General features: G+C 43.1%; 11 protein-coding genes. 4 read left to right on the forward strand and 7 right to left on the reverse strand.

Annotation, left to right across the window (positions count from 1 at the left end; all coding sequences use genetic code 11):
- Nucleotides 1-117: 117 nt before the first annotated feature.
- From mltG to HMPREF9446_RS04500, 4 genes are all read left to right on the forward strand, one after another.
- A complete protein-coding gene (gene mltG, locus HMPREF9446_RS04485) occupies nt 118-1,155 on the forward strand; it encodes an endolytic transglycosylase MltG (protein WP_009124241.1) in 1,038 nt (345 codons plus the stop codon).
- Nucleotides 1,156-1,233: 78 nt separating this feature from the next.
- Nucleotides 1,234-2,826, forward strand: a complete 1,593-nt coding sequence (locus HMPREF9446_RS04490) for a thiamine pyrophosphate-dependent enzyme (protein WP_009124242.1) — start codon at nt 1,234-1,236, stop codon at nt 2,824-2,826.
- A gap of 6 nt (nt 2,827-2,832) precedes the next feature.
- Nucleotides 2,833-3,414 carry an indolepyruvate oxidoreductase subunit beta gene (locus HMPREF9446_RS04495; RefSeq protein ID WP_009124243.1) on the forward strand — a complete coding sequence of 194 codons (582 nt, stop codon included), beginning with the start codon at nt 2,833-2,835 and terminating at the stop codon, nt 3,412-3,414.
- A gap of 97 nt (nt 3,415-3,511) precedes the next feature.
- Nucleotides 3,512-4,819, forward strand: coding sequence for a phenylacetate--CoA ligase (locus tag HMPREF9446_RS04500; protein WP_009124244.1), 1,308 nt, complete (start codon nt 3,512-3,514; stop codon nt 4,817-4,819).
- A gap of 424 nt (nt 4,820-5,243) precedes the next feature.
- Here HMPREF9446_RS04500 and rplT read toward each other — a convergent pair whose 3' ends face one another.
- The 7 genes from rplT to ruvX form a co-directional block, all read right to left on the reverse strand.
- Nucleotides 5,244-5,594: a 50S ribosomal protein L20 gene (gene rplT, locus HMPREF9446_RS04505; RefSeq protein WP_004289896.1), complete on the reverse strand. Its 351-nt coding sequence runs from the start codon at nt 5,592-5,594 to the stop codon at nt 5,244-5,246.
- Nucleotides 5,595-5,692: 98 nt separating this feature from the next.
- The gene (rpmI, locus tag HMPREF9446_RS04510; RefSeq protein ID WP_009124245.1) at nt 5,693-5,890 is read right to left on the reverse strand and encodes a 50S ribosomal protein L35; all 198 of its coding nucleotides are present in this window, start codon (nt 5,888-5,890) and stop codon (nt 5,693-5,695) included.
- 66 nt (nt 5,891-5,956) lie between these two features.
- A complete protein-coding gene (infC, locus tag HMPREF9446_RS04515) occupies nt 5,957-6,559 on the reverse strand; it encodes a translation initiation factor IF-3 (protein WP_009124246.1) in 603 nt (200 codons plus the stop codon).
- A gap of 121 nt (nt 6,560-6,680) precedes the next feature.
- On the reverse strand, nt 6,681-8,621 hold the full coding sequence (thrS, locus tag HMPREF9446_RS04520; RefSeq protein ID WP_009124247.1) for a threonine--tRNA ligase: 1,941 nt from the start codon (nt 8,619-8,621) through the stop codon (nt 6,681-6,683).
- A gap of 79 nt (nt 8,622-8,700) precedes the next feature.
- Entirely contained in the window at nt 8,701-10,761 is a 2,061-nt protein-coding gene (locus tag HMPREF9446_RS04525) for a tetratricopeptide repeat protein (protein ID WP_009124248.1), read from the reverse strand.
- 113 nt (nt 10,762-10,874) lie between these two features.
- Entirely contained in the window at nt 10,875-11,435 is a 561-nt protein-coding gene (def, locus tag HMPREF9446_RS04530; RefSeq protein WP_009124249.1) for a peptide deformylase, read from the reverse strand.
- A gap of 28 nt (nt 11,436-11,463) precedes the next feature.
- Nucleotides 11,464-11,889: a Holliday junction resolvase RuvX gene (gene ruvX / locus HMPREF9446_RS04535; protein WP_009124250.1), complete on the reverse strand. Its 426-nt coding sequence runs from the start codon at nt 11,887-11,889 to the stop codon at nt 11,464-11,466.
- Nucleotides 11,890-12,068 lie beyond the last annotated feature (179 nt).

Consider the following 12,068-nt stretch of genomic DNA (forward strand, 5'->3'; position numbering starts at 1 on the left):
ATAATTTTACCCCCTCAGGTTTTTACGTTGACCCGCTAAAACTGATTTTTCACCGGGGAGATTCATATTTCGCTTATTCTTTTTACCTTTGCCTCTGTCTAATCATCAAAAATATTTATGGAAAAGAAAAAGAAGAAAATACTTTGGGGAATATCGGCATTCATACTCTTGGTTGGAGCAACTTGCGCAGGGGCGATATACTACTATCTTTTTGCTCCCCAATTTTACCCTCCAAAGACTGCATATATCTACATAGACCGCGACGATACGGCAGACTCCATATATAATAAGGTGCAAAAGCAAGGATACCCCAAAAGTTTTACAGGATTCCTTTGGATGGCCCAATACAAAAAATATCCTTCTAATATACATACGGGCCGCTACGCCATCCGCCCGGAAGAAAACGTATATCACGTATTCAGCCGCCTGTACAGAGGTTACCAGGAACCCATGAACTTGACAATCGGAAGTGTACGCACTTTAGACAAACTGGCACGTAGCGTAGGCAACCAACTGATGATTGATTCTGCAGAAATCGCCAAGGCCATGAATGATTCTGTTTTTCAACAGCAATCAGGATACAACCAAGCAACCATACCCTGCCTTTTTATCCCCGATACTTATCAGGTATATTGGGACATGAGTGTAGAAGATTTTTTTGACCGCATGCAAAAAGAACACCAGAAATTCTGGAATCAAGAACGCCTGGACAAGGCAACTGCTATCGGCATGACCCCTGCCGAGGTCTGCACCCTCGCCTCCATTGTTGAAGAAGAAACCAACGATAATCCCGAAAAACCGATGGTTGCAGGACTTTACATCAACCGCCTGCATAGAGGCATGCCTTTGCAGGCAGACCCCACTATCAAATTCGCACTCCAGGATTTTGGTTTGAGAAGAATTACCAATACACATCTGACCGTCGATTCTCCTTACAACACTTATCAGAACACCGGACTTCCTCCAGGTCCCATACGGATTCCTTCTCCTATCGGACTGGACGCTGTACTGAACTACACCAAGCATAACTACATATACATGTGTGCTAAAGAAGATTTCTCAGGTACTCATAACTTTGCAGCCAACTATTCTGACCATATGAAAAATGCAAGAAGATATTGGAATGCATTAAACGAAAGAAAGATTTTCAAGTAATTTTATAATAAAATAAAAGCAAAAGCCTATATTTGCGTCTATTATTTTAATCCATGACTAACACTTAAACATTCAAATATGAGCAAGCAACTCTTACTTGGCGATGAAGCCATTGCACAAGCTGCATTAGATGCCGGACTTTCAGGTGTATATGCCTACCCCGGCACTCCCTCGACGGAGATTACAGAATATATCCAGACAGCACCGATTACCGCTGAACAAAACATCCATAACCGTTGGTGTTCTAATGAAAAGACAGCCATGGAAGCTGCCTTGGGAATGTCATTTGCCGGTAAACGCGCATTGGTATGCATGAAACACGTAGGCATGAATGTGGCCGCCGACTGTTTTATCAACTCTGCCATTACAGGTGTGAAAGGAGGCATGATCGTCATTGCCGCCGATGACCCGAGCATGCACTCCTCGCAGAACGAACAAGACAGCCGCTTTTATGGTGACTTCTCCTTAATTCCCATGTATGAGCCCAGTAATCAGCAAGAAGCATACGACATGGTATATAACGGTTTTTCATTTTCCGAACAAACAGGTGAACCGTTGCTCATGCGAATGGTTACGCGTCTTGCCCATTCACGTTCGGGCGTAGAACGCAAGGCTCAACAACAGCAGAATGAAATTTCATTCAGTGAAGACCCACGTCAATTCATACTATTGCCGGGTAACGCACGCAAACGCTACAAAATGCTGTTACAGCGTCAAGAAGAATTTATCAAAGCCTCAGAAAACTCTCCCTACAACCAATACATAGACGCACCGAACAAAAAAATGGGTATCGTAGCGTGCGGTATCGGTTATAACTATTTGATGGAAAACTATCCCGAAGGCTGCGAATATCCAGTATTAAAGATCGGTCAATACCCGCTTCCCAAAAAGCAATTGATGCAACTGATTGATACCTGTGATGAAATCCTGGTATTGGAGGACGGACAACCATTTGTTGAAAAACAACTGAAAGGCTACCTGGGTATCAGAGTAAAGGTAAAAGGACGGTTAGACGGTACCTTATCACAAGACGGGGAATTAAACCCGGACAGCGTTGCACAAGCCGTAGGCAAAGAGAACAAATCGGAATTCAGCACCCCTTCCTTAGTTGAGATGCGTCCCCCGGCATTGTGTGAAGGCTGCGGACACCGTGACATGTACACTGTACTTACCCAAGTACTGAAAGAAGAATATCCCGCACATAAAGTATTCAGTGATATAGGTTGTTATACATTGGGAGCCAACGCCCCATTCAATGCCATCAACTCCTGTGTAGATATGGGCGCTTCCATTACCATGGCAAAAGGCGCTTCGGACGCCGGCGTACATCCTGCGGTGGCCGTTATCGGCGACTCGACGTTCACTCATTCCGGCATGACCGGGCTTTTAGACTGTGTCAATGAAAATGCCAATGTTACCATAGTCATCTCCGACAATGAAACCACTGCCATGACAGGAGGACAAGATTCGGCCGGCACAGGACGTTTAGAAGCAATCTGCAAAGGTATCGGTGTGGAACCGGAGCATGTCCGTGTAGTAATTCCATTGAAAAAGAATTATGAGGAAATGAAACAGGTAATCCGTGAAGAAATTGAATATTGTGGTGTATCCGTCATCATTCCCCGCAGAGAATGTATCCAAACCTTAGCACGTAAAAAACGAAACAAGTAAAAAACCATGAAAAAAGATATCATACTTTCCGGCGTAGGAGGACAAGGCATCCTTTCTATAGCCACCGTAATCGGTAAAGCAGCCCTAAAAGACGGATTATACATGAAGCAAGCAGAGGTGCACGGCATGAGCCAACGGGGCGGTGACGTCCAGTCCAACCTGCGTATCAGCGACCAGCCCATCGCATCCGATCTTATCCCTACAGGAAAATGCGACCTTATCATCTCATTGGAACCTATGGAAGCCTTGCGTTATCTCCCCTATCTGAGCCATGAAGGCTGGCTGGTAACTAACGAGGTTCCCTTTATCAACATCCCTAACTACCCGGCTGAAGAAGACATTAAAGCCGAAATCAACAAGCTGCCGCACAAAATCACCCTAAATGTAAATGAAGTGGCAAAAGAGGTAGGCTCTACCCGTGTAGCCAACATTGTACTCTTAGGCGCCACTATCCCTTTCCTGGGTATTGATTACACAAAGATACAAGACAGTATACGTGAAATCTTCCAACGTAAAGGAAACGAGATTGTCGAGATGAATCTCAAAGCATTGGCTGCCGGCAAGGAAATAGCAGAAAAACTGATGTAATTAATAATTTTGAATTTAGAATTTTGAATTATGGCTTCAATACATGCAGGTATAATTCAAAATTTTAAATTTTAAATTATAAATTCAATCAAATACCATGAACAACAAATACTGGGAAGAAGAAATTGAAACCATGCCGCGGGAAAAGTTACGCGAATTGCAACTTCAACGACTAAAAAAGACTGTCAATATTGCAGCCAACTCCCCCTATTATAGAAAAGTTTTCCAAGAGCACCATATTACAGCAGACAGTATCCGGTCTGTGGAGGACATCCGCAAGATTCCTTTCACTACAAAAGCCGATATGCGCGCCAACTATCCATTCGGATTGATAGCAGGCAATATGCGTGAAGATGGGGTCCGCATTCATTCCTCCAGCGGAACTACCGGTACACCCACTGTGATTGTTCATTCACAGCATGATTTGGATTCTTGGGCTAATTTGGTTGCCCGCTGTCTTTACATGGTAGGCATTCGCAAAACGGATGTGTTCCAAAATAGTTCCGGTTACGGAATGTTCACCGGAGGTTTGGGCTTTCAGTATGGAGCCGAATGCCTCGGTGCATTGACCGTGCCCGCAGCAGCAGGCAACAGCAAAAGACAGATTAAGTTTATCACAGACTTCAAGACAACCGCCCTACATGCCATTCCAAGCTATGCCATCCGTTTAGCAGAGGTCTTTCAAGAAGAAGGAATAGACCCTACAAGTACAAGTTTAAAAACACTCGTAATCGGTGCCGAACCTCATACGGATGAACAGCGCAAGAAAATTGAGCGAATGTTGGGAGTTAAGGCATACAATAGCTTTGGGATGACCGAGATGAATGGTCCCGGAGTAGCTTTTGAATGTACGGAACAAAACGGAATGCACTTCTGGGAAGACTGTTATCTAGTGGAAATCATCAATCCGGAAACAGGAGAACCTGTCCCTGAAGGCGAAATCGGCGAGCTCGTACTTACTACACTTGACCGGGAAATGATGCCCCTGTTACGCTATCGCACGCGAGATCTGACCCGCATCTTACCCGGAAAATGCCCCTGCGGACGTACCCACCTACGCATTGACCGCATCAAAGGACGTAGCGACGATATGTTTATCATCAAAGGTGTCAACATTTTCCCCATGCAGGTAGAGAAAGTATTGGTACAATTCCCGGAATTAGGAAGCAACTACCTTATTACTCTCGAAACAATCAATAACCAAGACGAGATGATTGTAGAAGTAGAACTCAGCGACCTTTCCACAGACAATTATATTGAACTGGAAAAGGTACGTAAAGAGATAACCCGCCAATTAAAAGATGAAATCCTGGTAACTCCCAAATTACGTCTGGTAAAGAAGGGCTCATTACCTCAAAGCGAAGGAAAGGCCGTCAGAGTAAAAGACCTACGGGACAACAAATAAACGATAGATAAGGGGCTGTCACAATAGCATAAAAAGGAAAAAGGAACGGTAGTCAACCAAGATTACCGTTCCTTTTTTATAAAAAGCCGCACCGATGATGTGATGAAACTCCGTATGACATGATTTGAGAGCTCGTCCTCTTTGTAATCCACCGACTCAAGAGTTACCCCGAAGGGCGTGGCCCGCCATTGAGAAGCGAAGCTTGTCTCGGTATTTCATAAAAACTGATGAGTTTCCCGATCCAATCAATGCGGCTATATTTCCTATAACAAAGGTAGTGAGTTTCTATCAAAGAAACAAGAAAAAACAGCTTTTTGTTTTATATACTTTCCGGATTTCACCATCCTTCAACCCACTTGAATATAAAAAGTGCTGACTATCAAAAAATAATCAGCACCTTATAATTTTATCAGCTAAAACGTCTTTATGCAGCTTTTGCTTTAGCAACGATAGCTTTGAAAGCTTCCGGATGGTTCATCGCTAAATCAGCCAACACCTTGCGGTTGATTTCGATACCGGCTTTGTGCAAAGCTCCCATCAACTTAGAATAAGACATACCTTCCAAACGTGCAGCAGCATTGATACGCTGAATCCACAGTGCACGGAAGTTTCTCTTCTTGTTCTTACGGTCACGGAACGCATAAGTCAAACCTTTCTCCCAAGTATTCTTGGCTACGGTCCAAACGTTCTTTCTTGCACCAAAGTAACCTCTGGTCAATTTCAAAATTTTCTTTCTTCTTGCTTTAGAAGCAACATGATTTACTGATCTTGGCATAGTTTTACTTGTTTTTGAATGTTAGCGCCGTTACTTCACGCAGCGGACTTAAAGCTAATGCATTCGGTTAATAACTTTAATACTTTGTACGCTTTTGTTTACTTCATCGCTAAGAGTTCCTTCACTTGGCTTACATCTGTTGAGCTAACAAGTGTAGAGTAGCACAAGTTTCTTTTTTGCTTCTTAGTTTTCTTAGTCAGAATATGACTATGAAAAGCGTGCTTTCTTTTGATTTTACCTGTTCCGGTAAGAGTAAATCTCTTTTTAGCACCGGAGTTAGTCTTCATCTTTGGCATCTTACTTACTTTTAAATTATTAAATTATATGGCAACGCACTATACCTACGGCGTTACTCATTTTCTTTATTCTTCTTCTTTCTCAGCAGGAACGGCCTTGGACGCATTTTCAGCAGGTTTCAGAGTAACCGGCTTCTTAGGAGCAGCACCCTTCTTCGGAGACAATTGAATAGTCATCCTCTTCCCTTCCAAAATAGGCATCTGATCTACCTTTGCATAGTCCTCCAAGTCATTGGCAAAACGCAACAACAGCACTTCGCCCTGCTCCTTGAACAAGATAGAACGACCTTTGAAAAACACATAAGCCTTCACCTTGTCACCATCCTCCAAGAATCCCTTGGCATGCTTCAACTTGAAGTTATAATCATGGTCATCAGTCTGAGGACCAAAACGAATTTCCTTCACGTTTACCTTTACCTGCTTTGCCTTTTGTTCCTTCTGACGCTTCTTTAACTGATAAAGAAATTTAGAGTAATCAATAATACGACAAACAGGGGGTTCTGCATTTGGAGAAATCTCTACAAGATCCGCTTCATGCTCTTCGGCTAATCTTAATGCCTGTGCTATCGGATACACTTTTGCTTCCACTTCATCGCCCACTATGCGAACTTCTTTGGCACGGATCTGCTCATTAATCCGGTGTTGCCCTTTTAAGCTGTCATTCTTCATTAAATAACGTTTACTTCCGGTTTGTTTCTTTTTTATTACTCCCAAATTTATTTTTTATATTTAGTAAAAGCTGTCTTTAGAACATCTATTGTATGCTGTGCTTTTACAATTGGGCGCAAAGTTACCATTTATTTATCATATTCCGAACTTCTTCGCTCACTTTTTTAGCAAATTCTTCAATTTTCATGGTACCTTGGTCACCCTCTCCTTGTTTACGGACTGCGATTTCCTTATTTTCGGCTTCTTTTTCACCTACAACCAACATATAAGGAATGCGCTTCATTTCGTTATCACGAATCTTACGTCCGATCTTTTCATTGCGTTCATCCACAAGGGCACGGATATCATATTGCTTCAAAAGCTGCTTAACCTCCAGTGCATAATCATTGAACTTCTCGCTGATAGGAAGTATAGCTACTTGATCTGGCGTAAGCCATAACGGGAATTTACCGGCAGTATGCTCTATAAGAACAGCAACGAACCGTTCCATTGAACCAAACGGTGCACGGTGAATCATTACCGGACGGTGCTTCTGGTTGTCGGCACCCGTATATTCCAATTGGAAACGTTCCGGCAAATTATAGTCAACCTGAATAGTCCCCAACTGCCAACGACGGCCAATAGCATCCTTTACCATGAAATCCAGCTTAGGACCATAGAATGCAGCTTCACCATATTCCACTTTAGCCTTCAGTCCCTTTTCCTCACAAGCTTCAATAATAGCCTGCTCCGCCTTTTCCCAATTTTCATCGCTTCCAATGTATTTGTCGCGGTTCACTTTATCACGCAAAGAAATCTGCGCTTCAAAGTTTTCAAAGGCCATTGACTGGAACACGATAGAAATGATGTCCATCACACGCAGGAATTCATCTTTCACCTGGTCGGGACGACAGAAAATATGCGCGTCATCCTGTGTAAAACTACGCACGCGGGTCAATCCATGCAACTCACCGCTCTGCTCGTAACGGCAAACCGTACCGAACTCCGCCAGACGCAAAGGCAAATCCTTGTAAGAACGTGGGGAATTCTTGTAGATCATACAGTGGTGAGGACAGTTCATCGGTTTCAAGAAGTACTCCTCTCCTTCCTCCGGCGTATGGATAGGCTGGAATGAATCCTTACCGTATTTGGCATAATGGCCGGAAGTGATATAAAGCAACTTATTTCCGATAGGCGGACACATTACCTCCTGATAGTCATAACGGGACTGGATACGGCGCAAGAAATCCTGCAAGCGGATACGTAAGGCAGTCCCCTTAGGCAGCCACATCGGAAGACCTTTTCCCACGGTATCAGAGAACATGAATAAATCCATCTCCTTACCAATCTTACGATGATCACGCTTCTTGGCTTCCTCCAACAATACCAGATATTCATCCAACATCTTCTTCTTGGGGAATGTAATGCCATAAATACGAGTCATCATTTTACGGTCTTCCTGCCCGCGCCAATAAGCTCCGGCAACGGAAGTCAGCTTAATAGCTTTAATAGGTGCGATAGTCATCAAGTGAGGGCCACGGCACAAATCGGTAAACGCACCTTGAGTATAAGTTGTGATATGACCATCTTCCAACTCGGAGATCAGCTCACATTTGTAAGTCTCGCCACGATCACCGAACATCTTCAAAGCATCCGCTTTCGCAATATCCTGTCTGACAACAGCCTCTTTCTTTGCAACCAATTCCGCCATTTTCTTCTCGATGACCGGCAAATCAGCTTCTTTAATCGTAGCCTCTCCCGGATCTACATCATAGTAGAAACCATTTTCAATGGCAGGACCGATACCAAACTGGATACCTGGATAAAGTTCTTGCAACGCTTCAGCCAGCAAGTGGGCACTGGTATGCCAGAAGGCGTGCTTACCCTGTTCATCCTCCCATTTATAGAGAACAACCTCAGCGTCTTGCATGATAGGACGCCCCAAATCATAAATTTCTCCGTTCACGCCACAAGCCAATACATCTTGCGCCAATCGTGAACTGATGCTTTCTGCTATTTGCAGTCCCGTCACTCCTTCGTTATACTCACGAACAGAGCCGTCTGGAAATGTAATCTTTATCATAATAGTACGTATATTTCAATTATCAGAACGCAAAAATAGCTAATTCTTTATTGATATTCTATTTTTTAGCAAAAAAATGTTATTCTCCCGTATCTGTAAATCTTTTTATGATATTATAGGCAGATACAATACCAAGCTCACCGGCCTTACTCAAATCAGCAATACCTTGTTTATTATTTCCCAAGAAGATATGTGTCAACCCGCGGTTGAAATAAGCTTCGGCAAAATCGGGGCTCAATTCCAACGCCTTGTTATAATCAGCCAAAGCAGCACGATAATCTTTCAGCATCGAAAGCACATTGCCACGATTATAATAACCATAAACAAAATCGGGAGCCAATTGGATGACATGATCCAAATCATTTTTTACAATTTCATAATCCATAGCCTGTGACTCCGGCTTCTTTATTTCCGCAGCCGCCCCCGAAGTAGCTCCCTCACTCATGGCAGCTTCCGCCTTCTGGTATTCAAGCTGCTTATAACGCACCAGGGCGCGCATAAAATACGCCGGGAAGAAAGTGCCATCCAGCAAAATGCTTTGTGTGAAATCATCTATGGAACTCGCAAAATCTTGAACCAGGTAGAAATCCAGACCACGCATAAAGCGTTTCTTGGCATCCTGGGGATCAGCCACAATATCCGAAGTATGAGCATCAATCAAAGCAAAGTGGAAACGTACCTGCTCCTCCGTCAACGGAGCCTCCATATTGGTGATACGGAGCGGTTTCGGAAAAGCCTTCATGTAATTCAGTTGATCAATATACTTATGATAATGTATAATGCGTTTTACATCACTCATCTTTTCATAATAAGTCAACGCATACATAGGTTCAAGCTTGATGACCACATTCCGGTCCTGCACACGCCCGCGATAATCGCTCTTGTAGCGCTGTTCCGCCTCCGAGTCATCAGCAATGACAATCTTACGGTAATTCTCCATATTCTTATCGGATTTCTTGCGGGTTTTTCCCCCATCTTCGCCCGTATCCGTACCATCCGAAGAATTTTCCGCTACATCCTTATCATTTTTATCATTGCCTGATGAAACACCGTTACGCTTATCAATCTGCATCTTCATGATTTTAAATTCATCCTGTTCCGCTCCCTTCCGGTCGCCTATCTTCTTACGCGCTTCGGCACGGTGGTAATAACCCGCCATAAAGTTGGGATATTCGTCGATCACCTTGGAGTAATCACTGATAGCCCCCCGGTAATCACCCGTCTGGGCACGCAAGATACCCCGGTTGAATGCAGCCATCATATTATCCGGCTCAATCTTCAATACAAAATCAAAATCTTCAATTGCCCGGTTGTCATCACCGACTTGGGCACGTAACAGACCACGGTTATAGTGCCCAAGGAAGTTATTGGGATCAATATCCAATGCCAGGTCATAATCACTCATGGCACCTCTCAGATTATTCTGGTGAAAACGGGCCAGTGCACGGTTTATATAATTACCGGCATTCCTTACACTCAAATGGATGGACTGATCCAAGTCAGCTTCGGCTTCTTTATATTTTCCCTGCTGAATGCGTACAACGGCCCTTGCACCCCATCCATCCGGATCATACCGGTCCATAGCAATGGCTTTGTCAAAATCCTGGAGAGCCTGTGCCGTATCTTTCTGCTGCAAAGAAACCTCACCCCGCATCAAATATGCGCGGGTATATCTGGGAGCAATTGTCAAAAGCTTGCCCAAATCCTCCTTTGCCGCATCATAATCCTTCTTCTGCATGTGGCAAAGAGAAAGATTATGCCAAAGCACAACATTCTCAGGATCATATTTTATGGCAGTCTTATAATCTTCTATCGCACCGTCAAACTTATTTTGCCTGATACGCGCCAACCCTCTGATCTGATAAGCCCCTACCACAAAAGGATTTCTTTGGATAGCCGCATCACAATCGGATTCAGCCCCCTGATAGTCATCCAGATTTATTTTAGCCAACCCTCGAAAAAAGTAAGGTTCATATAAATAAGGCTTTGCATTAATTACCTGGTTGAAATATTGGATAGAAAGCACGTAGTCCTCAAAATACAATGCATTCCGAGCGATAGTCATCACTCGTTCCGTATTGATTTGTGCATACAACAACGTGGGCAACAGCAAAATAGCCGTCAGTATCTTTTTTATCATCTTGTTCTATAAATGCTTGTAAACGAAACAAAAATAGCGTTTTTCGTTTACTTAACAGGATTAACAGAATACTTTTTATATTTTTTGAGCCTTTTATACCTTACTTATATGGTTTATTGTTTCCTGAGGGTTTTAACTTTATAGGTGCAATGCGCCTTGCCTTTCAACAAGGCATTCAACTTTCCTTTAATCATCTGCTTGCGAAGTGGAGACAAATGATCGATGAACATCTTGCCATCCAAATGATCGAATTCATGCTGCATTACCCGCGCCAAATACCCTTCGACAATTTCATCGTGCTCTTCCAGATTTTCATCCAGATATTTTACATGTATCTTATCACCACGTTTAACAGATTCATGAATGCCGGGCAGGCTCAAGCAACCTTCCTCCATAGACACTTCTTCTCCCGCAACATCCAGAATGTGAGCATTGATATAAGCCTTACGGAATCCTTTATACTCAGGCAAATCCTCGGACAGTACATCCAAGTTAACAGTCACTACACGGATAGGCAAACCGATTTGCGGTGCGGCAAGCCCCACCCCCTCAGCATTATCCATGGTTTCAAACATATTTCCAATCAACTCTTTCAAATTCGGATAATCCGGAGTAATGTCCTCCGCCACTTTTCTCAATACGGGTTGACCGTACACATAAATGGGTAAAATCATATTCAACTAAAAAATTAATAATTAAAAATTAAAAGTTAGAGAAACGTCTATTCTCCAAATAAGTTTGCAGAATAATAGTCGCGCTAATCTCATCCACCAATGCCTTATTTTGCCGGGCTTTCTTCTTTAAGCCGGCCTCCAACATAGTACGATGTGCCAAAACAGACGTAAAACGTTCATCTACATATTCTATTGGCATATCCGGAAGTTTCTTTTGCAATGAACGGACAAAAGGTTCTATATTCTTCATATTCTCAGAAACCTCGTTGTTCATTTGTTTGGGAAGCCCTACCAAGATACGCTCTACCGGCTCTTTAGCCACATAATCGAGGATAAAAGTCAGCAGTTGATGTGTAGGCACAGTTGTCAGGCCGTTGGCAATCATCTGCAATGTGTCGCTGACGGCTATACCTGTACGTTTTCGACCGTAGTCAATAGCTATTATTCTACTCATAATGGGCTACAAAATTACGATTAATATTTGAATTCTTCTTCCATTCTTACCTATATAATGCAGAAAAGGGTATCTGAATCGATTCAGACACCCTTTCTAAATATAGAGCAATACTCTATGGACCCTATCTTATTATTCCAGAATTACCACACGGTTCAAGAAGTTCTTACCGAACATGT

The sequence above is a fragment of the Bacteroides fluxus YIT 12057 genome (genome assembly GCF_000195635.1).
GTDB classification, from domain to species: Bacteria; Bacteroidota; Bacteroidia; order Bacteroidales; family Bacteroidaceae; genus Bacteroides; species Bacteroides fluxus.

Excerpts from the sequence above, each read along its gene's own strand:
- ruvX (WP_009124250.1), bottom strand. The coding sequence starts at position 11,889 with ATGAGTAGAATAATAGCTATTGACTACGGTCGAAAACGTACAGGTATA.
- HMPREF9446_RS04525 (WP_009124248.1), bottom strand. The coding sequence starts at position 10,761 with ATGATAAAAAAGATACTGACGGCTATTTTGCTGTTGCCCACGTTGTTG.
- rplT (WP_004289896.1), bottom strand. The coding sequence starts at position 5,594 with ATGCCAAGATCAGTAAATCATGTTGCTTCTAAAGCAAGAAGAAAGAAA.
- def (WP_009124249.1), bottom strand. The coding sequence starts at position 11,435 with ATGATTTTACCCATTTATGTGTACGGTCAACCCGTATTGAGAAAAGTG.
- mltG (WP_009124241.1), top strand. The coding sequence starts at position 118 with ATGGAAAAGAAAAAGAAGAAAATACTTTGGGGAATATCGGCATTCATA.
- thrS (WP_009124247.1), bottom strand. The coding sequence starts at position 8,621 with ATGATAAAGATTACATTTCCAGACGGCTCTGTTCGTGAGTATAACGAA.
- HMPREF9446_RS04495 (WP_009124243.1), top strand. The coding sequence starts at position 2,833 with ATGAAAAAAGATATCATACTTTCCGGCGTAGGAGGACAAGGCATCCTT.
- rpmI (WP_009124245.1), bottom strand. The coding sequence starts at position 5,890 with ATGCCAAAGATGAAGACTAACTCCGGTGCTAAAAAGAGATTTACTCTT.
- HMPREF9446_RS04490 (WP_009124242.1), top strand. The coding sequence starts at position 1,234 with ATGAGCAAGCAACTCTTACTTGGCGATGAAGCCATTGCACAAGCTGCA.
- infC (WP_009124246.1), bottom strand. The coding sequence starts at position 6,559 with ATGAAGAATGACAGCTTAAAAGGGCAACACCGGATTAATGAGCAGATC.
- HMPREF9446_RS04500 (WP_009124244.1), top strand. The coding sequence starts at position 3,512 with ATGAACAACAAATACTGGGAAGAAGAAATTGAAACCATGCCGCGGGAA.